The 21,628-nt window shown below is 48.2% G+C and carries 24 protein-coding genes; 17 read left to right on the top strand and 7 right to left on the bottom strand.

The window, feature by feature from the left end; all coding sequences use genetic code 11:
• The first annotated feature begins 8 nt into the window (after positions 1 to 8).
• Positions 9 to 1,406 (top strand): MATE family efflux transporter, encoded by a 1,398-nt coding sequence (locus KNO68_RS05280; protein WP_214730567.1) that lies wholly within the window; start codon positions 9 to 11, stop codon positions 1,404 to 1,406.
• On the opposite strand, the gene KNO68_RS05275 is transcribed toward KNO68_RS05280, so the two are convergent.
• Positions 1,407 to 2,270 (bottom strand): DMT family transporter, encoded by an 864-nt coding sequence (locus tag KNO68_RS05275; RefSeq protein WP_214684062.1) that lies wholly within the window; start codon positions 2,268 to 2,270, stop codon positions 1,407 to 1,409.
• 199 nt (positions 2,271 to 2,469) lie between these two features.
• On the opposite strand from KNO68_RS05275, the gene KNO68_RS05270 reads away from it, so the two are divergent.
• Complete coding sequence (locus tag KNO68_RS05270) at positions 2,470 to 4,596, top strand: DNA topoisomerase III (RefSeq protein WP_215112186.1); 2,127 nt, start codon at positions 2,470 to 2,472, stop codon at positions 4,594 to 4,596.
• 14 nt (positions 4,597 to 4,610) lie between these two features.
• On the opposite strand, the gene ytzI is transcribed toward KNO68_RS05270, so the two are convergent.
• Positions 4,611 to 4,802, bottom strand: a complete 192-nt coding sequence (gene ytzI / locus KNO68_RS05265) for a YtzI protein (RefSeq protein ID WP_214812905.1) — start codon at positions 4,800 to 4,802, stop codon at positions 4,611 to 4,613.
• Positions 4,803 to 4,946: 144 nt separating this feature from the next.
• Between ytzI and KNO68_RS05260 the strand changes: the two genes are divergently transcribed.
• Complete coding sequence (locus KNO68_RS05260) at positions 4,947 to 6,059, top strand: PP2C family protein-serine/threonine phosphatase (protein WP_215112185.1); 1,113 nt, start codon at positions 4,947 to 4,949, stop codon at positions 6,057 to 6,059.
• A 37-nt stretch (positions 6,060 to 6,096) separates the two neighbouring features.
• Here KNO68_RS05260 and KNO68_RS05255 read toward each other — a convergent pair whose 3' ends face one another.
• Positions 6,097 to 7,032, bottom strand: coding sequence for a magnesium transporter CorA family protein (locus KNO68_RS05255; protein WP_078147071.1), 936 nt, complete (start codon positions 7,030 to 7,032; stop codon positions 6,097 to 6,099).
• Between the two features lie 156 nt (positions 7,033 to 7,188).
• On the opposite strand from KNO68_RS05255, the gene KNO68_RS05250 reads away from it, so the two are divergent.
• A complete protein-coding gene (locus KNO68_RS05250) occupies positions 7,189 to 7,551 on the top strand; it encodes an Hpt domain-containing protein (protein ID WP_240499878.1) in 363 nt (120 codons plus the stop codon).
• 35 nt (positions 7,552 to 7,586) lie between these two features.
• Here the strand turns inward: KNO68_RS05250 and KNO68_RS05245 are convergent, their stop codons facing one another.
• Positions 7,587 to 8,468, bottom strand: a complete 882-nt coding sequence (locus tag KNO68_RS05245; RefSeq protein ID WP_078147069.1) for a chemotaxis protein CheV — start codon at positions 8,466 to 8,468, stop codon at positions 7,587 to 7,589.
• A 222-nt stretch (positions 8,469 to 8,690) separates the two neighbouring features.
• Between KNO68_RS05245 and KNO68_RS05240 the strand changes: the two genes are divergently transcribed.
• The 9 genes from KNO68_RS05240 (at position 8,691) to KNO68_RS05200 (ending at position 16,985) form a co-directional block, all read left to right on the top strand.
• The gene (locus tag KNO68_RS05240; protein ID WP_215112184.1) at positions 8,691 to 10,127 is read left to right on the top strand and encodes an NADP-dependent glyceraldehyde-3-phosphate dehydrogenase; all 1,437 of its coding nucleotides are present in this window, start codon (positions 8,691 to 8,693) and stop codon (positions 10,125 to 10,127) included.
• Positions 10,128 to 10,235: 108 nt separating this feature from the next.
• Positions 10,236 to 11,210, top strand: coding sequence for an MBL fold metallo-hydrolase (locus KNO68_RS05235; RefSeq protein WP_078147067.1), 975 nt, complete (start codon positions 10,236 to 10,238; stop codon positions 11,208 to 11,210).
• A complete protein-coding gene (locus tag KNO68_RS05230; protein WP_215112183.1) occupies positions 11,207 to 11,950 on the top strand; it encodes an SDR family NAD(P)-dependent oxidoreductase in 744 nt (247 codons plus the stop codon). The genes KNO68_RS05235 and KNO68_RS05230 overlap by 4 nt, the downstream gene beginning before the upstream one ends.
• Positions 11,951 to 11,964: 14 nt before the next feature.
• Entirely contained in the window at positions 11,965 to 13,140 is a 1,176-nt protein-coding gene (locus KNO68_RS05225; RefSeq protein WP_215112182.1) for an ABC transporter substrate-binding protein, read from the top strand.
• Positions 13,127 to 13,900 (top strand): ABC transporter permease subunit, encoded by a 774-nt coding sequence (locus KNO68_RS05220; protein ID WP_078147065.1) that lies wholly within the window; start codon positions 13,127 to 13,129, stop codon positions 13,898 to 13,900. The genes KNO68_RS05225 and KNO68_RS05220 overlap by 14 nt, the downstream gene beginning before the upstream one ends.
• Positions 13,897 to 14,604: an ABC transporter permease subunit gene (locus KNO68_RS05215; protein ID WP_215112181.1), complete on the top strand. Its 708-nt coding sequence runs from the start codon at positions 13,897 to 13,899 to the stop codon at positions 14,602 to 14,604. Before KNO68_RS05220 ends, KNO68_RS05215 begins: the two co-directional genes overlap by 4 nt.
• Positions 14,601 to 15,479 (top strand): ABC transporter ATP-binding protein, encoded by an 879-nt coding sequence (locus KNO68_RS05210; RefSeq protein WP_078147063.1) that lies wholly within the window; start codon positions 14,601 to 14,603, stop codon positions 15,477 to 15,479. The genes KNO68_RS05215 and KNO68_RS05210 overlap by 4 nt, the downstream gene beginning before the upstream one ends.
• A 1-nt stretch (position 15,480) precedes the next feature.
• A complete protein-coding gene (locus KNO68_RS05205; RefSeq protein ID WP_012726514.1) occupies positions 15,481 to 16,062 on the top strand; it encodes a CDP-alcohol phosphatidyltransferase family protein in 582 nt (193 codons plus the stop codon).
• Positions 16,059 to 16,985 (top strand): NAD(P)/FAD-dependent oxidoreductase, encoded by a 927-nt coding sequence (locus KNO68_RS05200; RefSeq protein WP_214757386.1) that lies wholly within the window; start codon positions 16,059 to 16,061, stop codon positions 16,983 to 16,985. The genes KNO68_RS05205 and KNO68_RS05200 overlap by 4 nt, the downstream gene beginning before the upstream one ends.
• Positions 16,986 to 17,001: 16 nt before the next feature.
• On the opposite strand, the gene KNO68_RS05195 is transcribed toward KNO68_RS05200, so the two are convergent.
• Positions 17,002 to 17,355: a hypothetical protein gene (locus tag KNO68_RS05195; protein WP_214757384.1), complete on the bottom strand. Its 354-nt coding sequence runs from the start codon at positions 17,353 to 17,355 to the stop codon at positions 17,002 to 17,004.
• A 101-nt stretch (positions 17,356 to 17,456) separates the two neighbouring features.
• Positions 17,457 to 17,771 carry a thioredoxin family protein gene (locus KNO68_RS05190; RefSeq protein WP_012726511.1) on the bottom strand — a complete coding sequence of 105 codons (315 nt, stop codon included), beginning with the start codon at positions 17,769 to 17,771 and terminating at the stop codon, positions 17,457 to 17,459.
• Positions 17,772 to 17,894: 123 nt separating this feature from the next.
• Between KNO68_RS05190 and KNO68_RS05185 the strand changes: the two genes are divergently transcribed.
• Positions 17,895 to 18,443 carry a PadR family transcriptional regulator gene (locus tag KNO68_RS05185; RefSeq protein WP_082131999.1) on the top strand — a complete coding sequence of 183 codons (549 nt, stop codon included), beginning with the start codon at positions 17,895 to 17,897 and terminating at the stop codon, positions 18,441 to 18,443.
• Positions 18,444 to 18,448: 5 nt separating this feature from the next.
• Here the strand turns inward: KNO68_RS05185 and KNO68_RS05180 are convergent, their stop codons facing one another.
• Positions 18,449 to 19,279, bottom strand: a complete 831-nt coding sequence (locus KNO68_RS05180) for an aldo/keto reductase (protein WP_215112180.1) — start codon at positions 19,277 to 19,279, stop codon at positions 18,449 to 18,451.
• Positions 19,280 to 19,351: 72 nt separating this feature from the next.
• Between KNO68_RS05180 and KNO68_RS05175 the strand changes: the two genes are divergently transcribed.
• The 3 genes from KNO68_RS05175 to xerD all read left to right on the top strand — a co-directional run bounded on the left by KNO68_RS05175 (position 19,352) and on the right by xerD (position 21,617).
• Positions 19,352 to 19,882 carry an NUDIX domain-containing protein gene (locus tag KNO68_RS05175; protein ID WP_215112179.1) on the top strand — a complete coding sequence of 177 codons (531 nt, stop codon included), beginning with the start codon at positions 19,352 to 19,354 and terminating at the stop codon, positions 19,880 to 19,882.
• A 112-nt stretch (positions 19,883 to 19,994) separates the two neighbouring features.
• Positions 19,995 to 20,474, top strand: a complete 480-nt coding sequence (gene fur, locus KNO68_RS05170) for a ferric iron uptake transcriptional regulator (protein ID WP_012726507.1) — start codon at positions 19,995 to 19,997, stop codon at positions 20,472 to 20,474.
• Between the two features lie 258 nt (positions 20,475 to 20,732).
• Complete coding sequence (gene xerD, locus KNO68_RS05165) at positions 20,733 to 21,617, top strand: site-specific tyrosine recombinase XerD (RefSeq protein ID WP_214686909.1); 885 nt, start codon at positions 20,733 to 20,735, stop codon at positions 21,615 to 21,617.
• Positions 21,618 to 21,628 lie beyond the last annotated feature (11 nt).

Raw genomic sequence — 21,628 nt, 5'->3', positions numbered from 1 at the left:
ATGGAAGAATGAACCAAAATACGGAGCAATTACGGACTGAGCCCATCGGCAGACTCCTCTTCAAGTTATCGCTTCCGGCGATGATTGGGATGCTCGTGACGGCGCTCTACAATATCATTGATACGATTTTTGTCGCCCGAGGGATCGGTGCATCGGCAGTCGCTGCCATCGGGATTGCGTTCCCGATTCAAATGATTTTAATGGCCGTGTCGAGTGCCGTGGGACTGGGTGGGGCGTCTATCAGTTCGAGGAAGCTCGGACGCGGTGACGATGCCGGTGCAGCCGTTACATTCTTGAACGTACTTGTCCTCGTCGGTCTGTTTGCGGCACTTGCGGTCAGTTCTGCTTTCTTTATGTTAGATGACATTTTAAAAGTGTTCGGTGCGACGACCGAAATCATGGATCTCAGCCGACAGTACTTATCAGTTGTCTTGATCAGCTCACCATTCTTCATGTTCACACTCGCTTCGAGTGCGATGGTTCGTGCTGAAGGACAGGCACCTTATCAAATGAAGGTCATGCTGACGACCGTTCTCGTCAACCTCGTGACGACCCCGCTCTTCATTTTCACGTTCGACTGGGGCATGTACGGGGCAGCGACTTCGACGGCACTCGCCCAAGTCATCGGTTCCGTATTGATGCTGCGCTTCTTCTTCGCCCGAAAACCAAAAACGGAACTGCGCTTCAAGTGGCGTCAGTTCCGGATTCGATTCGATGAGATAAAAGAAATCATGGCAATCGGTTCGTCTTCGTTCATTATGATGGTGTCCCAATCCATTTTATTCGTTGGTGTCAACGTGATGCTCGGTACGTACGGCGGGACCGAAGAATTGGCCATTTTCGCCATTATCAACAAGTTCATGGCGCTCGTCGGTATGCCAATCATGGGAATCGTCCAAGGGATGCAACCAATCGTTGGATATAACTACGGTGCAGAGCGATTCGACCGAATGCGTGAAACCATTTGGACGGCGATGCGGGCCGGGATTGCGATTGCTGTCATCATTTGGTTGATTCTGCAGCTATTCCCGCAAACACTCATGGGCTGGTTCTCGACGGATGAGGCGCTCATTGCTGGCGGTGTGACGGCGATTCACATTTTGTTCGCCGTTTCCTTCCTTCCGAGTGTTCAGATGCTCGTCAATGGAATCTATCAGTCCCTCGGGAAAGCGCGAGTCGCCATGTTCTTGTCCCTTTCACGTCAGACGCTTTACACGATACCGCTCGTCTTTATTCTCCCGTCGTTCCTCGGAGTGTTCGGCGTATGGTTGGCATTCCCAATCGCTGATGCGATGACATTTTTGACGGCTGTTGCTTTGGCATTCTGGGACCGTAAATTATTATTCCGTTCTTCAGAAGAAGATAAAGAAGCACATGATGTAAATCCAAAAGCGACAAACTTATAATCAAACGTCCGCTCGTGTCGAGCGGGCGTCTTCTTTTAGGAACAAGTATATCCCACCGAGGAGGACGACGGCTCCGATCCATTGGAACGGTCCAAGTCGCTCTCCGAAGAAGGCGTATCCAAACAGCATTCCCCACAACGCCTCTCCAAGAATCGTGATACTGACGACGGTCGCACTGACACGGGCAAGCGCATAGTTGAACAGATTGTGCCCGAGGATTGTCGGGAAGAAAGCGAGCGCGAGGAAGTACCACCAGTTGATTGATTCAAAGGCAGTGAATGTCGTGCCGCGAACGAGCAACATGAAGCAAAGCACGACCGTCGCAACGAGATATACGCTAAAAGAATATGTATTCGTGTTCATCGAAGCTCGTACATGCTGTCCAACGAGCCAATACCCTGCAATCAATAGGGCGGCAATCAAGGCGAGTAGGTCTCCGAAGAGGGCTTCACGGCCGAGTTGAACGTCCCCCGCAGCGACGAGCATGCCCCCAAGGACAGCGACGAGCGCGAAGGCAAGTCCTTTTCGAGTCGGATTCTTTTTAAAGATGAGTGCATTCCCGATCAACACAAAAATTGGACTCGACGTGACAAACAGTGTGGAGCTGGCAACCGTCGTGTAATCGAGTGACAAAAACCAAAGCCAAAAGTGAAACGCCAGTAACGTTCCGCTTAGGAGTAGAGCATATCGTGTCATAAGGCGAGTGGTGATCAGTGATTTGAAATCGACAAACGGTAACAACATGAGACACGTGAACAGCATTCGGTAAAATGCGGCAGTCTCGGCAGGTGCCGACGTCCATTTGACGAAGAGGACGCTCGTCGATAAGAAAAAGACAGCAGCGAACAAGATGAGATAAGACATGGCGACACTCCTTCACAGTTGTACTTCTCTGTTAATAATATCGGAAAACAGCCACGAGGCAAGACATGATTCAGAAATAGCAAACAAATGCTCCCCTCTCGATGTGTCCATCTTTGACTTGATATAGTAAAATACATAGTAGAAGCTAGCTAATCATGTACGTCTTGCCATTATGTAGGAGGCAAAGTAAGGAGTTCTTATGAGACTAATCATTGCGGAAAAGCCATCACAAGCTCAAAAGTTGGCTGCTCCCTACCCATCAAAAAAGCGAAAAGACGAGATTGAAATCTCACCTTGTCCCCGTTTCCCTGAGGGGGCGATTGTCGTATGGGCGGTCGGTCACCTTTGTGAACTTCAAGAACCGTCGCACTATCGTCCGGAATGGAAGTCGTGGAAGTACGAGGCACTTCCGATTGTCCCAGAACGATTTGATTATCGTATTTCAAAAGGGAAGTCGAAACCGTTCTATGCCATCAAAAAATGGCTCCATGATCGCTCGATTACTGATGTCATCATCGCATCGGATGCCGAAAGGGAAGGGGAAGCAATCGTTCGTCTGATCCTTCGACTCGCAGGTAACAAAAAACCGCTTGCTCGACTATGGATCTCGAGTTTGACGGAGCAAGCAGTCGATCGTGGATTCTCGCAACTGTTGCCTGGTGAACAGACGATTCCATACTACCATGAGGCGATGAGCCGCGCCTGTGCGGACTGGCTCGTTGGGATGAATGCGTCTCGTGCCTATACGACGTTGTTGAAGACAATTGGGATTGAAGACGTATTCTCGCTCGGTCGTGTGCAAACCCCGACTCTTGCCTTAATCGTCAATCGCGAACGAGAAATCAAACAATTCGTGCCAGAACCATACTTCGAAGTCGAGGCGACACTTGCAAAAGGTCGAGGCACGTTCAAAGCGAAGTATACGTTTGGAAAGACAACGAAGCTCAAAACGCGTGAGGAAGCCGATGCGGTCGTCAAACGTGCATCTGGAACCGCGATTGTGAAGACAATCGATAAGGAAGAAAAAATCGAGCAACCCCCATTTTGGTTCAGTCTATCCGGACTTCAGGCAGAGGCAGGGAAACGATTCGGATTCGGGGCGAAAAAGACGCTTGATATCGCTCAAAAGTTATATACGAAAGGGTGGATCAGTTATCCTCGGACCGATTCAGGATTTGTCACACCCGATGAGGCGACGTTATTTCCACAGACAAAGGCAAGACTGCTAAAGTCCGACGCCTATGCAGGACTTCGTGACCTGTTGACTGAGGACCCGTCGAAAAATCGACGCTATGTCAATGCCAAGAAAGTCAGTGACCACTACGCGATCATCCCGACGGAGGCGTGTGGTGACGTCACTCGACTCGGTGGGGATGAGGCGAAGCTATATGATTTGATCAATCGACGTTTCCTTGCGGCCTTTGCACCCGCAGCGATGCTCGAGAAGACAACGGTCGATTTGATTGATGGAGGCGACTTGTATCGCGCGAAAGGAACTGTCGTTGTGAGTCCTGGCTATCGACAAGTCGTGGAGATGAAATCAAAAGATGTCGAGCTTCCTGTGCTGACGGTCGGTGAAGAATTAAAAGAGAAGAAAGTTGAAGTGTTGTCGAAACAGACAGAGCCACCGAAGCGATATACGGAGGGCGCGCTCATTATGGCGATGAAAGTCGCAGGGAAACAACTTGATGACGAAGAGCTGATTCATATCATGAAAGAAGTAGAGGGTCTTGGGACCGAGGCGACACGTGCCAACATCATCGATGGATTGAAAAAGCGAGGCTATGTCCAACTTCAGAAAAAAGAGCTCGTTCCTACAGACAAAGGGCGCCTGTTGATCGATGTCCTCGGAGACAGTATTTTGGCCTCGCCCGTCATGACAGCGAAATGGGAGAAACGTCTCCATGAAATCGGTCAAGCATCGGCCTCCGCTGCTGAATTTATTGAACAAGCGAAGAAGATGTCCGTTCATTTGGTCGAAGAAGCGAAATCGCGAGTAGAAGCGGCTAATCCTGAGGGCTATACGATTGAAGCGAAGCGTTATGGAAAGAAAGGAACGACTCGACCGAAGGCATCATTTGGTATCTGTCCGAATTGTGGAAAAGGGCTCGTCGAACATCCGAAGTTCATCGGCTGTAGTGGATATCGTGAAGGATGTCGCTTCACCGTATCCAAACAGGTGCTCGGCGTCGGACTCGTCAAAGATGAGTTGAAGCAAATGATCAATGGAGGGCAATCGAACGTCCATACGTTCAAAAAAGGAGACAAGACGTTCAATGCCTCATTGTATTTAGAGAAGGGTACACTCCGATTTGAATTCAAATAAAAAAGGGTCGCGCATTAGAGCGGCCCTTCTTTCTTGTCAGTCTTGTCTCTTTTCTTGTCGTCTTCAATGCGACGATTGATTTCGTCATAGTCGAGGACGATGTCATCTTTATTGTCTTTATAGGCGTATCCTTTTTGGATGACGACGATGGATGCGATGAGGACGAGTAAGATGATTAAACCGCTGACGGCAAATATCCAGACCATATGAACCCCTCACTTTCTTTCTTCAGTATGCCAAACAATGGACAGGTTCTTCAACTAGAATGAACAGACGGTTATGTCGTGTGTGAATGAAAAGATATGGTACAATACGATATAGATTAATACGTAAAGAAGGAAGGGATAGTCATGGCGATTTTGATTGTGGACGATGAACCGGTCAATACGCTCGTACTCGAGCAACTGCTTCACCAGCACGACTATGAGACGGTATCGGTCTCGAGCGGGGAAGAAGCGCTCGACTTACTGATGGCCCCACAAGCTGCATCGCTGTATGATCTCGTCCTGTTGGATGTCGAAATGCCTGGAATTTCAGGAATCGAGACGTGCAAGCGGATTCGGCAGATGGCTGACTTTGAAGAGTTGCCGGTCATCATGGTATCCGGACGAACGGAAGAGAAGCAGATTGCCGAGGGGCTCGACGCGGAGGCGTCAGATTACACGACCAAACCGATCAAAATAACAGAATTACTTGCAAGAATCCGTTCTGCTCTCCGTTATAAGGCGGCTGTTGATGAACGGAAAATTTATGAGGCCCGTCTTCAGTATGATTTGGACCTCGCCCAGAAGATTCAACAAAGCGCGCTTACGCCACAAATCAGTAATGAAGAGATTGATGTTCGGGCGCTCTATCTGCCTTCTAAAAAATTGGCTGGGGACATGTACGCATGGTTTCAGGTCGCTCCGGACCGATACGGGGTCATCATCTTTGATGTCATGGGACACGGGGTCTCATCGGCGCTCATCACGATGGGGATCCGTTCCATCCTACCGGGGCTTGTCGGGAACGTGCAGTACCCGGTAGACGTCATGACGGAGTTGAACCGTCAGATGACGTTCCTCTTCTCTGGTGACGATATGCACAGCTACTTCACGGCGGTCTATTGCTACATCGACACGACAAAGCGTCGAATCGAATATGTGAATGCAGGCCATCCCCCTGTGATCGTGACGTCAGAAGAAGGAAACTGTCGTCTTGAGACGACAGGGGTACCAGTCGGTATGTTCGAGGAACCGAATTATGAGTCGAAAGAGATTGACATCACACCGAATATGACGCTTCACATGTATACGGATGGACTCATGGAGTGTTACAGCAAAGATATCGATGATGGGATTCGCTGGCTAGAGAAGGACGTTTCCACATACGGTTTGGACTATAGTCGTCACGTCGCTGAACAGCTTGTGCCAAAGATTGAGATTGAAGACGACCTGTGTCTCGTCACGGTCAAAATCACATGAAGAGAGCCTGACGCAACGTGCGTCAGGCTCTTTTTTGCTAGAAATATCGCTTTCGCCAAAGGATATAGAAGGCGAGACCGGAAAATCCAATCATCATCGTGATGGCCATGATGAATCCGAACGGTTGTCCTTCCCATGGAACTTGAACGTTCATCCCGAAAATTCCAGATATCATTGTCGGGATACTGAGGACAATCGTGATGGATGCCAAGAATTTCATGACGAAGTTGACGTTGTTCGAAATGATGGATCCGAATGCTTCCATCTTGATGCTGATGATGTCGTTATAAATCGATGCCATTTCCATCGCTTGACGGTGTTCGACAAAAACGTCTTCGAGTAGTTCTTCGTCCTCTTCATGCTTCTCCAAACTCGGTGTCTTGACGATGCGGTCTAAGACGCTATCGTTCGCTTTTAAAGAGGTCATGAAGTAGACGAGAGATTTTTGAAGGTTCATCAACTGGAAAATCTCTTGGTTTCGCATCGAACGCTGCAACTCTTGCTCGAGTTCGTCCATTCTTCGGTCGATTTGGCGCAAGAAACGCAAATACGTCATACTCACCCGATGTAAAATCTGAAAGACGAAGCGACTTCGGTAGTTCGTTCGGAACAGTCTTGCCTTTCCGTTAGCGAACAAATTCAACACGTCGAGATCTCGCGAGCAGACGGTGATGAAATGTCGTCCGGTCACGATGATACCGAGCGGGATGGTATTATACGTGCGACCTGTATCATCTTCCTCCACATACGGAACGTCGATGATCATGAGAAGTCCTTCATCATCTTTTTCAAAACGTGGTTTCTCTTCAATATCAAGTGGGTCATATACAAAGTCTTCTGGAATGCCGGACGCCTCGATGACTTGATCGGCCTCATCTTTTGTCGGATTCACGAGTTGAATCCAGCTTCCTTTATCAAAGTCTTCGATTTCACCCACATGGCCTGATGCGTCAGTACGGTAAATCGTCAGCATGCATCTTCCTCCTACCTTAACTCAATCTTATTATAGGTAGCCAAAATGAAGAGTGCAATCCAAAGCAGGAGATTTTTTGTTTTCTCCCGAAAACGTGTTACAGTGAGTATGAACGATTGGAATATCGTTTATTGAGGAGGGGTTACATTGACTAGAATGCCCGAAGACGCTCTGTTCAATGAAGAAAAACTAGCAGAGCTCCACCAAATCGCAAACGGAAACATGGATTTTTTAAATAAAATTGCAACCACATATATCCAGCAGTTGGAGGCGAAGTATCCTGAACTGCAATCGGCAGTCGAGGCGAAAGACTATTCTCGTGTCGAGCAACTCGCCCATTTATTAAAAGGGGCCTCCTATTCAGTTGGTCTAGAACAGACGGCCCTTCTTTTCCACGACCTCGAAGTGGCTGGAGAAAACGCACATCTAGACGGAGCGAACGAAACGTTGGCAACCATCGAATCGCATAGTAAGCGATTTTTAAGCGAGTGGAATACGCATTTCGAACAATTCACATAAAAAAGTTTGCGACCGAGATGTCGCAAACTTTTTTATTATCCTACAAATTCATCAAGCGTCGCAATCAACATTCCGATTTCCGGTTTCGTGATTTGAGCGTTCGCACCGACGGCTTCCCCTTTATGTTTCAAGTCATCCGAGATGAGTGACGAGAAGATGATGATTGGAAGCGTTGCATAGCGGTCCATCTCACGGAGGCGCTTCGTCAAATGAAGTCCATCCATCTGTGGCATCTCAATGTCGGTGATGAGGAGGTCGCATTCGACGTCTTCTTGTTCAAACGCATCGAGTGCCTCTTTCCCGTTATTGAAGACTGTTGTATTGAAGTATCCCGCGTCATCCAACGTGTCGAGAATCAGTGTGCGGAGCATCTCTGAATCTTCAGCAATCCAAATATTCTTGTTCGAGCGCTCACGAGCACCGAGTCGCTTCACAGATTCGCGAGCCATGATGTCTTTACGTGACAATTCGAGCGCGATTCGCTCGTAGTCGAGCAAGATGATCATCTGGTCACCTGTTTTGACAACACCGTTCGTGATGCCTTGAACGCCACGTGCGAGATCGGACGGCGTGTCAATCTGCTCCCAAGAGATGCGTTTAATCTCGGTTACCTGGTCGACCCGAAGAACCGACTTCTCACCGTTGAACTCGCAGACAATCAAACGATCATCACTTCCGACTTCACGTGGATGGCTGATGACCATCGGAAGATCGATCACGGTCATGACCTCACCGCGCAACTCGATTAACCCCATGATGGCTTCCGGTGTACCTGGGAGTGGCGTCAATGGAAGCATCGTGATAATTTCACGTACTTTCATGACATTGATGCCGAACAAGAACGGTCCAGCTTGGAAAATCACGATTTCAAGTTCGTTCGTTCCTGCTTCAAGTAAAATATTATGATCAGTGCTCAATGGTAGTCCCTCCTATTTCACGTACTCTCATCTTTACTATCGGTATCCGATCGATAAATCTACAGTAAAAATAGTGTCAACTCTCATCAGAATTCACAAAAAGTTTCATAGTAACCGTTTACATCTCATAAACTGAATCGTTATAGTTGTCCAATGGAAAAAAATCTGCATACAATGGGGTTGGCAACGAGATATTACAGCTTACTCAGGAGGCAGATAGAGATGTTGAGTATGAACACATATCCATATTTATTGAATGGTCAATGGCAGGAATCTTCAAGCAACGAAACGATTGAACTCGTTTCACCATATAAAGACGAAGTCGTAGGTCGCGTTCAAGCGATGTCACGCGATGAAGTCGATGAAGCCATCCATGGCGCAAAACGTGCACAACAAGAATGGGCGGCGCTTCCGGTCAACAAGCGCGCTGAATTGTTGTACGCATGGGCAGAAAAACTCGAAGAACGCGTGGATGAGATTGGTCAAATCATCATGCAAGAAGTCGGGAAAAACTTGAACGACGCGAAGAAGGAAGTCGTGCGGACGGCGGAAATCATTCGTTATACGGCAGAAGAAGGAATTCGCTTCAATGGCGGCTTCATGCAAGGCGATTCATTCCCAGGTGGCTCGAAAAACAAGATGGCCATCATCAAGAAAGAAGCGCTCGGTGTCGTCCTCGCGATTTCACCGTTCAACTACCCGGTAAACTTGGCAGCTGCTAAGATTGCGCCGGCGCTCGTCACAGGAAATGCGGTAGTCTTCAAACCAGCAACGCAAGGTGCAATCAGTGGGATCAAGATGGTCGAGGCTCTTCACGATGCCGGTCTTCCAAAAGGTCTGTTGAACCTCGTGACAGGTCGCGGTTCGGTCATCGGTGACTACTTGACATCACATCCAGGGATCGACATGATCACGTTCACAGGTGGAACGGGTACGGGTCAACATTTGTCACAACAAGCGTCGATGGTACCGGTCGTACTCGAACTCGGCGGGAAAGACCCAGCCCTCGTTTTAGAGGATGCAGACTTGACGTTAGCAGCTGACCAAATTGTCAGCGGAGCGTTCTCATATTCAGGTCAACGTTGTACAGCAATCAAGCGCGTCTTCGTCCTTGAAAATCAAGCGGATGAGCTCGTCGATATGTTGAGAGAACGTGTCGCAAAACTTTCAGTCGGTTCACCGGAAGAGAACAGCTTCATCGTTCCTTTAGTTGATGCGAAGACGACGGATTATGTACAGGGTTTGATTGACGACGCCGTCACTAAAAAAGCAACGGTCGTTTACGGTAATAAGCGTGAAGGAAACTTGCTTCACCCGACATTGCTTGATCATGTGACGACAGATATGCGTGTCGCATGGGAAGAACCGTTCGGACCGGTCCTCCCGGTCATCCGTGTGAAATCACTCGACGAGATGATCACACTCACGAATGAATCGGAGTTTGGTCTTCAGGCGAGCGTCTTCACACAAAACGTCAATAGCGCCTTCACGGTCGCTGATAAGTTAGAAGTCGGTACGGTCCAAGTGAACGGACGGACAGAACGCGGTCCAGACCACTTCCCATTCATCGGTGTCAAGCAATCGGGACTCGGCGTTCAAGGAATCGGACGTAGCCTTGAGACGATGACACGTGATAAAGTGACGGTCATCAACCTATAATATGGATCATTCATGAGGGAGAGACATCTCCCTCTTTTTTGTTTGATTGAAAACGCATCTTTCAGACGGGTATAATGGAGAAAGACAGGAAGAAGGGGTGGTGATGACGTGGCGGACTGGATTTCTAGCCAACTGGCAAGACTCGATATCCCGACACCGTTCGAAGTCGGGAACGTGAACGTATATATCGTTGAACATATGAACCGCTTCTTCATGGTCGATTGTGGACCAGACACAGAAGAGGCGTGGACCTCGTTGAACCGTCAACTTGAAGAGCTTGAACTCTCGTTGGCGGATATCGACTTTTTATTTTTGACACATCATCATGCTGATCATGCCGGACAAGCATGGCGTCTTCGCGACGCATCCATCCCCGTGTACGGGCATGAAAAGCTCGTTCGATACTTAGAGCAAACCCCAAACTTTTTGAAGCGTGGTAATCACTTTTTACATGAATTGGCCATCTCTTTCGGGGCCCCGGCTCCACTCGTGGAAAAATTACCAGACTATCGCGAAGCGCTTCGCTGGATTGGTCCGACGACTGTCACGATGACGTTCGGGGACGGGCAAGCATTGACCTCGGATGGGGCGTGGCAGACAATCCATTTACCTGGACACGCCAGTGACCAGCTCGGGTTGATTGGTCCCGGAGGAGTCTTGATTGCCGGAGATCACCTCATCGACAAGGTCGAACCAAATCCGCTCATCGAACAGCCGTATGATGACGAAGGATTTGCATCACCCGTCATTCTCTATATCGATTCGCTTAAAAAATTACGTGGGATTGATTTAAAGCTCGTCGTCAGTGGACACGGTGAACCGATTCACCATCCGAATGATTTAATCGAGAGTCGAATTCGCCAACGGTATGAGCGCAGTGAACAATTGCTTGCCGAATGGGAAGATGGACTTAGCGTTTTTGATTGGTCAATGAAGTTATATGGACGAAAGATGCGACGTGGGATGCCGCTCGTCTTCAGTGAAGTGTTTGCACGACTCAGTTTACTCGAGGAACGTGGCGACATCGAGAGACGTCGAGATGATCAAAAATGGATTTATACGAAGAAAGAAGTGATGTCGTGAAAAGAGTAGTCATTACTGGTGCGTCAAGCGGGCTCGGTGCCGCATTGGCGCATTCTTTTTATGAATATGGATACAACGTATTGTTGATTGGAAGAAATGAAGAACGGTTAAAAAAGATTGCCGCAACATGTGAAGGGGATTGGATGTGCGCGGATGTCGCAAAGTCAACCGCTCTCGTTCATGATGTGAACGAACGGTTCGGGAAATTTGACGTATGGGTCAACAATGCAGGCATGGCCGAATTTGATTTTGTGACCGATCAGTCGACGGATGTGATAGAAGAAACGATGCGTGTGAACGCTCTCGCACCGATGCTGTTATCGCGAGATGTCGCCCGAGTGATGGAGCGAGAGGGTACCATCGTCAACATCTGTTCACAGGCTGCGAAAGTACCGACACCTAAGTCAGCCGTCTACGCAGGGTCAAAGGCGGCACTTTTACAGTTTTCGAACGCGCTCAGGCTAGAGTTGAAGCCCCGTGGCATTCACGTCATGACGGTCAATCCAGGACCGATTGCAACGCCGTTCTTTAATCGAGCTGATAAAAGTGGTACATATGCTGAAAGTGTTCAAAGGATCATGCTTGACCCGAAACGATTGGCTGATGCGATTGTCAGAGGAAGTCGTAAGCGAAAACGTGAAATCAATGCGCCGTGGTGGATGAACGTAGGGGCGAATGTGTATGCAATCTGTCCAACCATGTTCGAAATACTCGCAAAAAGGGGATTTGAGAAAAAGTAAAAAGGGGGATTAAGATGAGGAAATGGAGAGTACTGCTCGCAACTGTCATGCTCACATTCGTGGCAGCGTGTGGGAGTGAACAGGCAGTTGAGTTTTCGGACTCGTTTGAAAAAGCAGCAACAACGGCAGAAGGGTCGACCGTCAACCTATATATGTGGGGTGGGGACGAGGGCATCAATAGCTACATCGATGACTACGTGGCACCTCGCCTCGAGGAATCTTACAATGTCGAATTGAACCGTGTCGCAATGGATACGGCCGAATTCATCCGACAATTATCACTCGATAAAAAAGCGGACAGACAAGTCGGGACGATTGATGCCGTCTGGATCAATGGCGATAATTTCCGAAATGCGAAAGAGGCTGGTCTTCTTCGAGACGGACTGATGGAACGTGTCCCGAACGCCGAGTTATTAAACGAAACGGCCCAGCAATCAGATGCCGGCACCCCGACAGAGGACTTGGAGCTCGCATGGGGGAATGTACAATTCATCATGCATTACGATGCTTCGAAAGTGGACAATCCTCCTCAATCGTTTGAAGAATTACGTCGCTGGACTGAAGACAATCCAGGTCGATTCACGTATCCTGAAGTCACAGATTTCACCGGGAATGCCTTCGTCCGCCATCTATTGTATGCACGATACGGTGACGAGTTGGACCAAAAAGCGACCATTGAGGATTCGTTCTGGGATGACTTGAAAGCGTGGTCTCCGAATTTGTGGAAAGACGGACAAACGTATCCAAAGACGCTCGAACAACTCGATCAGCTCTATGCATCGGGAGAAGTTTGGATGACGATGGGATTCAACGAACGTCGAGCCGAGGCGGAAGTGACGGAAGGGATCTTCCCGAAAGAGACACGCGCGCTCGTCCTCGATCACTCCATTGCCTCGACACACTTTTTAGCAGTCCCATTCAATGCCCCGAATCCAGATGGGGCGTTAGTCCTTCTTCAAGAACTGTTGTCTCCTGAAGCACAGCTTGTCAAACAGGGACCAGAATATTGGGGAGACGGCACATCACTCGACTTAACGAAGCTTGACGTGAATGACCAACGAGCGTTTGAAGAATTAGGGGAGGGTGTCACGTACCCAGATTCGGAGCAGTTGCTCGAACGTTCGATCCCGGATTATGGACCGAACGTGATTGACACCGTCCGCGAGGAGTGGCCACGTGTTACGAAGTAGTGTCGCAGTGACGATCATGGTGTCGCTTCTTCCGCTCACTGCCCTCGTCTTTCTCGCCATAGAGTCAACGGGAACGGATTGGGGCTCGCTTTTAACAAATGAGACGTGGCGCGATAGTTTCGTCACGACGCTTTATGTCGTCAGCGTATCGACTGGTCTATCGCTTGTAATCGGGACGTGGCTTGCAAGAACGGTCGTCCAAAAAGGTTGGCGTTTCCTATCATCTGTACTCCGACTTCCGATGTTTGTCCCTCACATTGCCGCTGCATACCTGTTTTGGTTATTGTTCACCGGAACGAACGGCATCGGATGGATTGAGGCGAACGAACGAAACTATGTCACGGTCATCCTGACCTATATATGGAAGGAGACACCGTTCGTCTTTTTAATGATGCTCGGGACATATGAGCAATTGAATCGGGGTTACGTCGAGATGGCCAAGACGCTCCAACTCTCTCCGTTTGACCAGTTCAAACATGGGGAGTTGCCGTTTCTGATGAAACCATTACTCGATTCGGCATGGATACTAATCGCCTTTATCTCGTTCGCATACGAGGTCCCGGCATTGCTCGGCGTGACTTACCCGAAACTCATCGGTGTCCTCGCGTATGAACGACTGTCGACTGGACTCTATTTGGAGGCGACAGAGCCTTATGCGGTCGCCCTCGTCTGGACATGTCTTGTCGGAATCGGCGTATTCCTTTCTTACGTATTGACCGCATCCATACGACGACGAATTGAACGTGGGGTGAGACGATGATTCGACAAGGGATTCTCATCTGTTTGACGTTCATACCGTTTATCAGCCTCTTCTTCGTAGTCCCGACATTTGAAATCGAGAACAACATGGCAATCGTTCATACGATAGGATTGATTGTGATTTTATCTGGGATCAATGTATGGCTCTCGATGATGTGTGCCTGGTGGCTATTGTGGACAGATTCTAGATGGAAACATGTCATCGAATGGCTCGTCTTTTTACCATTGTTCATTCCGATGCTGGCAACATTGTTTGGCCTCTATCTGATCTTGGCGGAAGCTGGTCTGATTGGGACGTATGTCGGCGTCACCCTTGCCCTGCTCGTCGTGACGATTCCCTATTCAATCCGCCTCGCCTACAACGGAATGGCGGTCATCGGTCGACCACTTTTGGAACAAGCTCGGATTCTGCCATCGAGACGGCGAGTCATGTACGTGCTGTATCCGCTCTTTTCTAGATTGATGCGGACCATCGCGTTGTTCACGACCGTCATTTTGCTCAGTCAATTCGCGCTGATTCAATTGATTGGTGCAGGATTGATTTCGACCGTGACGACAGAATTGTATCAATCTTATGCGGGAAACAATCGTGGTCTCGCTCTCTCGAACACATGGATGCTCATCCTATTCCCCGTTCTCCTCTATTTTCTGCTCTCAGGATGGGATCGGTATATGGTGCGTATGCTGAAAGGACGTCTTCAATGAGTTTGAATGTACAAAATCTATATAAACAATTTGGAACGAAACAAATACTAAATGGTGTCGACTTCGAGGTTAAACCTCACGACATTCACGCAATCATCGGTGTGAGTGGTTCAGGGAAATCGACGATTCTACGAATCATCGCAGGTCTTGAGTCGACTGACAGCGGCGACGTGAAATGGAATCACCGTTCTTTAATCCCTATCCCTGCGCATAAACGGCGCGTGACGATGCTATCGCAAACGGCATTATTGTTCCCACATTTGACAGTCGGAGAGAATGTCACGCTCGTGACCCGAGAACGTTCTCGTAAGCAGGCGGAACATTGGTTACGAGTCGTTCAACTCGGTGACCGATATGATGCCGAGATACATGAACTGTCTGGTGGCGAACAACAACGGGTCAGTCTTGCCCGAGCTTTAGCGGCTGAACCAGAACTACTGTTATTAGATGAACCCTTTACAAACCTTGATCCGAAACTCAAGCTCGACTTGCAGCGTTTTATCCGGGACTTAGTGAAAGAACTCAACTTGACGGCGGTATTGGTCACTCATGATCGGGAAGAAGCGATGCTCATGGCAGACCAGGTGACGCTGATTGATGAAGGCAAGGTGACACGTACGGGGACGGTTGCGGAGTTATACGATACGGCCCCTGGATTCGGTGACTTTGTCATGCTCGATGGAGAACTGCGACCGTTGTCTGAAGTGGAGGTATCCGAAGCGACTGGTGTGTCGGTTCAGTTGATGAAGAAAATTTATCGATTCGGTCAATGTTTCGGGGAATATCAGTTCAAGGATGGACGATCCGTCATGTTACCGACGTGTGAAACGTACCAAACTGGAATGATTTATCGAATTAAACGAAAGGAGGAATAGTATGCTCGATACATACGGAAGTCGTTACGTTCAACCGGTCATCGAGCGTGGAGCGAATCGATTGCTCAAATGGAATTTCACGCCGAACGAAGTGACAGTACTTGGAGGAATCATCGGAATCTCGACCGGAATCTTTATCTATAATGATATGCACTGGACTGCCGTCATCTTACTGTGGCTATCTGGCTTGTTTGATGTTTTAGATGGGACGATGGCTCGAAAGTCGAAAACGAGTGGGTTTGGAACGGTGCTTGACCTCGTCTTGGACCGATTCGTCGAATTGTCGGTCGTGATTGCCCTTGCCCTTCGTTACCCGGAATATATGCCTATTTTTCTCATTCTGATTGCTTCATTTGTGATCGCCATGACACTGTTCCTAGCTGTCGGTGCGAGTAGTTCAAAGCGCTCAGAGAAGACGTTTTACTATCAGCCAGGAATTATCGAGCGAACAGAGTGTTTCATTTTGTTCACGTTGATGATTCTCTTCCCGAACTGGGTCGGCGGGATTGCTCTTATCTTTTTATTGCTTGAAGTCATGACAATCACACAACGATTCATTGAGGCACGGAGGATTTTGCGATGAAACCGAAGTTGGTGTTGGCCGGACTTGGACACGGACAGCTAGAAATTCTCGATCGTATTGAGGAGATATGCAAACATTATGATGTTCGCTTCATCGGAGACTGCCAGACGATTTATACAGGTGCGTTTCCACAAGTGATTGCCGGGCTCATGGATTCAGCTACGGTCCGATCACCTCAACTAGAGCCGGTCGCAAAGCGGGTGCTCTCGATTGACCCGATTCAGCAGACGGTTCAAACAGAAAACGGAATGTTTGAATACGATCAACTCGTTTTAGCCACCGGTGCGAAAAGTCGGGGAATCGGCACGCCACTTAAACCGATGTCACAAGCTTTACTCGACCAAATCGAATCGAGTTCACAAGTGACCATCGTCGGAGGCGGGAAGGCCGGCGTAGAATTGGCGTTCACGTGTGCTCGTACAAAGAATGTGACGCTGTATGCAAAAGAGATATTACCAGACGTCTCGGTCCATACTAGAAAGCACATCGAGCGATTGTTAGTCAGAACAGGGGTCATGGTCGTCAAACAGGCGTATCATGCAGACGCATCGGAAGGGCTCTTATTGGATGCGACGGGGGTTGTTCCCGTGGGATGGTGGGCCGAATCAGGGCTTGCAAAACCTGAGAGTTTTATAGAGGTAGACAAATATTTACGTCATCATCATTTTACAAATATATATGTAACAGGAGATATGGCATCCTCCTTAAATGGAGGCGTCGATGCTGTTAGGTCAGGGCGCTATGTCGGCAAACGGTTACTTAAGGAAACAAGTCGACCATTTCGGAGACGTCAATCGATGAATATCTTACTAACGACACCAGGGCGCGCCTTGCTGACCTATGGATGGTTTACATGGCATGGTCGGATTCCATATTATATGAAGCGCTCGATTGACTCGCGGTATGTTCGGCATTACAAGTAGTTGGGGGTTCGAACCGTTATTCGCTTAAAAGATGGCCAATCACGTCGTTCGATTTCGGTTCAACGAGTACTTGTGGAATCTCGACCGTGCGCTGTGGATCAGGGGGGAACGTGACGAGCCAGGCACGTGTTCCTTCAAAACGTGAATCAATTAAGTCATAACGATTATCGACTATGATGGATTGAATCGTAGCTTGTCTCCCGTTTTCATCGGCAGGTAGCCAATCCATACTGTTGAGATAGGTCACTGCACTTTTGATGATTGCCGTTTCTTCATCAGATTGTATGGATGGTGAGGTAGATGGTTGTATGCAGCCGACCAACATCATGATGGTGAAACAGAGTGGGGTGAAGAGGCGTATAAGCATCATGTTCATTCCCCTTTCTTATTTGGTTATTTCTTACAGTATAATTGAGGATGACAGAGGTGTGTGCAAAAATTCCTGCAGTCGAATGGGCTGCAGGAATCAGGTCATGCTTGGATCGTATCGAGGAATGAACGGATTTGCATCTCCGTCTTGGCGTTCGCCGAGTGGAGGTGTTCTTGTTTTACCCCGTCTTTATAATAAAGAAGTGAAGGGATGCCGCGAACTTCTTGCGCATCAGATAGTTCTGGGAGTTCGTCGCGGTCGACGACGTGCCAGTTAAATTGTGGATAGTCTTTGACGAGCTCATCGACATACATGTCTAGACGTTTACAGTCCGGGCACCATGATGTAGTGAAGACCACCATTCCGTGATCTTTTGTGGCTTCGTCAAATTGTTGTGATGAATGAATCGGTTGCATAGACAACTCTCCTTTCTTCTATCTATTTTGTCGGGTTTTTAACGGGTCGTCAACAGATTGGCATTCTCGAAACCGTTTGAGAATGTGATACACTAATAAAAATAGCATGAGAAGGAAAAGGTGATGGATATGGCGTTACGTCACGCATTGCTCGGGTTATTGACCCATCAGCCTGCGACCGGGTATGCCTTGAACGCGACGTTCAAGGCACAGATGATTCATTTTTGGAACGCCCATCATACACAGATTTATCGGGAACTGTTAAAGATGGAAGAAGAAGCACTCGTTTCGGCGGAACATGTCTCACAACAGGAGTTGCCAGACAAAAAAATCTACTCCATCACGGATCAAGGACGTGAGGAGTTAATCAATTGGTTACGTCAACCAACGTCGTTCCAACCGAAAATGAAGGATGAAAACCTCCTGCGTGTCAGTCTGCTTCAATTGTTGCCGGTTGAAGAAGCGGTCCGATATATCGAAGAGACAAAGGCACACCATGAGCAGGTCGCACAACAGATTCGACTATTTCAAGAAGAACATCAATCGGACGAGGATACACTTGGCTATTTGCTGACGAGCGAGTATGCGATCCGAATGATGGAGAACTATGCCGGATGGGCGGATTGGGCGATCGAACAGATTCAAGCACGCAACGAAAAACACGTGACCTGAGCGGATCAGGTCACGTGTTTTGTGTATGGGTGAACCGGTAAACGAGCGAGTAAGCGATCAAGCACTTCATCATCGGTTTTGGTCTCAAATGAACGAATCGTTTCGTTCAATTGCTTGACTGAAGAGGCGCCTGGTAAGACGACGTCACAGAACCGTTTTGCAGCTTCGAGTGCATAGGCTTGAATCGGTGTCGGCATCATCGCCAATTCACTTGCGAGGTCCTCTTTTCGCCACGCCTCAAATCCCTTATCTCCAAGACGCGTCTCCCATTCATCCGTTAATAGGCCTTTGGCAAGAACCCCTCGGCCAACGATGGGGATCGAGACGTCGAGCGTCTCTGCCCGGCGGTCGAGTAGTGAATACGGCGTCATGAGAACATCGAGTGCACCGGATTTGACCCAATGGTTGATGACGTTCGGTCGAATCGACGAGAGTCCGATTTGTCGAATCAGACCGTCTCGTTTTTGTTTTTGTGCCCATTCGATCGTTGCGTCGAGGTCATCCTCGAGCGTGCCGCCATGTATATAATATAAATCCAGATAATCGGTTTTCAATCGCTCGAGCGATCCGTGCAATGCTTGCTCTAAATAGGACGGATCAGGATTCCAACGCATGCCCTCCTCAGTTAGTTCATTCCCACCTTTACTCGCCAAAAATAAGTGTTGTCGCTCTTGACCCAACGTTTCCCCAATCACACGCTCGACAGCTTGGCGTTCATAGACGTCTGCCGTATCGATATGGCGAATTCCCGATTGAATAGCTGTTTCTAAGATATTCTTCGCCTCTTTTTCCCCCTGTTTCAAAATCGTCATCGTTCCGAGTCCGAGTTCACTCATTTGGATTCCTCCTTGTTCGAAATGTAGGTTTGACTCATAATCAGAGTATATCGAAAAGTGAGGAGTAATCATATGGAAGAAAAAACGATTGAGCGGGAAGTCATCTATAAAGGCAAGATTTTCGATGTGGAAAAGCATGTCGTCTCCCTTCCGAATGGAAACACGTCTGTGCGAGAACTCGTCTATCACAATGGAGCCGTCGCTGTGCTCGTCATCGATGAATCGGACAACATCGTCATGGTAGAGCAGTATCGAAAAGCGTTTGAATCGATGTCGCTTGAAATCCCAGCAGGCAAACTTGAAAAAGGGGAAGAACCGGTATCGAGTGCCGAACGTGAGTTGGCTGAAGAGACCGGATATACGGCGGAGTCGCTCGAAAAGATTTTTTCTTTCTACGGAGCCCCGGGTTTTTGCAGTGAGCGAGTCGATGTGTTTGTCGCGAAAGGATTATCAGCGGGCGAGATGAACCTTGACGAAGATGAGTTTTTAAATGTGGAACGATATTCTTTTGAAGAGGCGGTTGATTTGTTAGACAGAGGTGTCATCACCGATGCGAAGACAATCATGGCGATTCAATGGTGGCAATTGTCTAGATTAAAATAATTCTAATCTGAAATTTTATATGGTAAACTTACATAGTAATGATTTTAAATTGAAAATTGATTAAAACTTCGGTATGCTTTGTGTAGTGAACTATGTAAAGAGGGGGCGCCTTATGGAAACGCGAATTGAACGAATTAAACAGCAATTGAGCGCCAAAGGATATAAATTGACACCGCAACGTGAATCGACGGTTCGCATCTTACTTGAGAATGAGAGTGACCATTTGAGTGCCGAGAACGTCTTTATGCTCGTCAAGAGCATCGCACCAGAGATTGGACTCGCCACGGTATATCGCACACTTGAGTTATTGACTGAACTCGGTGTTGTCGACAAAGTCAACTTCGGTGACGGGGTCGCACGCTTTGACTTGCGCCCAGAAGGAGCGAATCATTCGCACCACCATCTCGTCTGTGTCGAATGCGGATCGGTCGAGGAAATCATGGAAGACTTGCTCGTCGATGTTGAGAAAAAAGTCGAGAGTAAATACGAATTTTTGATTAAAGACCATCGCTTGACGTTTCACGGCATCTGTAAAGTATGCCAAGCAAAAGGCGTCACGCTTGAAGGTCATAAAGCAGTCATCAACGGTTAATGCAGAAAGGACAGACGACCCCAACAGGTCATCTGTCCTTTTTCAATGTGTGATAGATCGCTCATATATTTAAGTCGCTTGTAGTATATCGCTTTTCATTTAAACATGCCAGAAAAATAAGAATTCTGAGATGTATCTTCGACACGTAAACGTTCACAAAAAAGTGAATAAAAAATGAGGTCAGACATCTTCACAACGGTTTACATAAATGATATGCTGTAAGCGTATTCAGGTGAAACGAGGAAGGAGGAGGGTATGATGCGTTCGCATATCGAGTCATTTCTTCAGTACATGACGGTTGAAAAGCGGATGTCCGCCAACACGAGACAGGCGTATGCGAGCGATTTGACGCAATACGCATCGACCTTAAACCAGTTGGGCGTGGAAGATTGGAACGACGTGACACGTTCTCATATCGTAAAGCATATCGAAGAACTGTCACAGGCGGGACGTGCTTCGTCCTCTTTGAGACGAGCTGTCAGTTCAATCCGGATGTTCCATCATCATCTCAAAATGACGGGGGTCACGACAACCGATCCATCTCTGTATCTAGAGACACCGAAAGCAGAAAAGCAACTTCCGGACACGTGGTCGCAACAGGAAGTCGAGCGTCTCTTAGATAGCGTCCCGACATCCGACCCGCTCTCACTACGGGACCGTGCGATGCTCGAGTTGCTATACGGGACCGGAATGCGGGTCAGTGAACTTTTAGGTCTTGATTTGGATGATTTGCAGTTCGAATTGGGGTATCTACAATGTGAAGGGAAAGGCGAGCGCGCACGAATCATTCCGGTTTCGTCGGTCGCGCAAGGGTTTGTTGAGCGATATATTCAACAAGCTCGTAACGGACTTGGCGGCAGAGAGACCGAAGCGCTCTTTTTAAACGGCCGAGGAGGACGGCTCAGTCGTCAAGGATTTTGGAAGATGATCAAACGACGTGCCAAGCTTGCCGGAATTGATAAGGAGATCACACCTCACGTTCTCCGTCATTCCTTTGCGACACACTTACTCGAGAACGGCGCAGACTTACGTGCCATTCAACAAATGCTCGGTCATGCGGATTTAGCGACGACGCAAGTGTATACACACGTCAATAAGTCGCGTCTACATGATGTGTATCGCAAGCATCACCCTCGTGCCTAGACATTGAAAAG

Source organism: Exiguobacterium sp. s75, from assembly GCF_018617145.1.
Classification (GTDB): Bacteria; Bacillota; Bacilli; order Exiguobacteriales; family Exiguobacteriaceae; genus Exiguobacterium; species Exiguobacterium profundum.
Note: the sequence above shows the minus strand (reverse complement) of the source record. Positions and strands in the feature narration are given on the sequence as shown.

Coding starts and splice junctions, on each gene's coding strand:
- KNO68_RS05280 (WP_214730567.1), top strand. CDS start 9: ATGAACCAAAATACGGAGCAATTACGGACTGAGCCCATCGGCAGACTC.
- KNO68_RS05275 (WP_214684062.1), bottom strand. CDS start 2,270: ATGTCTTATCTCATCTTGTTCGCTGCTGTCTTTTTCTTATCGACGAGC.
- KNO68_RS05270 (WP_215112186.1), top strand. CDS start 2,470: ATGAGACTAATCATTGCGGAAAAGCCATCACAAGCTCAAAAGTTGGCT.
- ytzI (WP_214812905.1), bottom strand. CDS start 4,802: ATGGTCTGGATATTTGCCGTCAGCGGTTTAATCATCTTACTCGTCCTC.
- KNO68_RS05260 (WP_215112185.1), top strand. CDS start 4,947: ATGGCGATTTTGATTGTGGACGATGAACCGGTCAATACGCTCGTACTC.
- KNO68_RS05255 (WP_078147071.1), bottom strand. CDS start 7,032: ATGCTGACGATTTACCGTACTGACGCATCAGGCCATGTGGGTGAAATC.
- KNO68_RS05250 (WP_240499878.1), top strand. CDS start 7,189: ATGCCCGAAGACGCTCTGTTCAATGAAGAAAAACTAGCAGAGCTCCAC.
- KNO68_RS05240 (WP_215112184.1), top strand. CDS start 8,691: ATGTTGAGTATGAACACATATCCATATTTATTGAATGGTCAATGGCAG.
- KNO68_RS05225 (WP_215112182.1), top strand. CDS start 11,965: ATGAGGAAATGGAGAGTACTGCTCGCAACTGTCATGCTCACATTCGTG.
- KNO68_RS05215 (WP_215112181.1), top strand. CDS start 13,897: ATGATTCGACAAGGGATTCTCATCTGTTTGACGTTCATACCGTTTATC.
- KNO68_RS05210 (WP_078147063.1), top strand. CDS start 14,601: ATGAGTTTGAATGTACAAAATCTATATAAACAATTTGGAACGAAACAA.
- KNO68_RS05205 (WP_012726514.1), top strand. CDS start 15,481: ATGCTCGATACATACGGAAGTCGTTACGTTCAACCGGTCATCGAGCGT.
- KNO68_RS05200 (WP_214757386.1), top strand. CDS start 16,059: ATGAAACCGAAGTTGGTGTTGGCCGGACTTGGACACGGACAGCTAGAA.
- KNO68_RS05195 (WP_214757384.1), bottom strand. CDS start 17,355: ATGATGCTTATACGCCTCTTCACCCCACTCTGTTTCACCATCATGATG.
- KNO68_RS05190 (WP_012726511.1), bottom strand. CDS start 17,771: ATGCAACCGATTCATTCATCACAACAATTTGACGAAGCCACAAAAGAT.
- KNO68_RS05185 (WP_082131999.1), top strand. CDS start 17,895: ATGGATATGGCGTTACGTCACGCATTGCTCGGGTTATTGACCCATCAG.
- KNO68_RS05180 (WP_215112180.1), bottom strand. CDS start 19,279: ATGAGTGAACTCGGACTCGGAACGATGACGATTTTGAAACAGGGGGAA.
- KNO68_RS05175 (WP_215112179.1), top strand. CDS start 19,352: ATGGAAGAAAAAACGATTGAGCGGGAAGTCATCTATAAAGGCAAGATT.
- fur (WP_012726507.1), top strand. CDS start 19,995: ATGGAAACGCGAATTGAACGAATTAAACAGCAATTGAGCGCCAAAGGA.
- xerD (WP_214686909.1), top strand. CDS start 20,733: ATGCGTTCGCATATCGAGTCATTTCTTCAGTACATGACGGTTGAAAAG.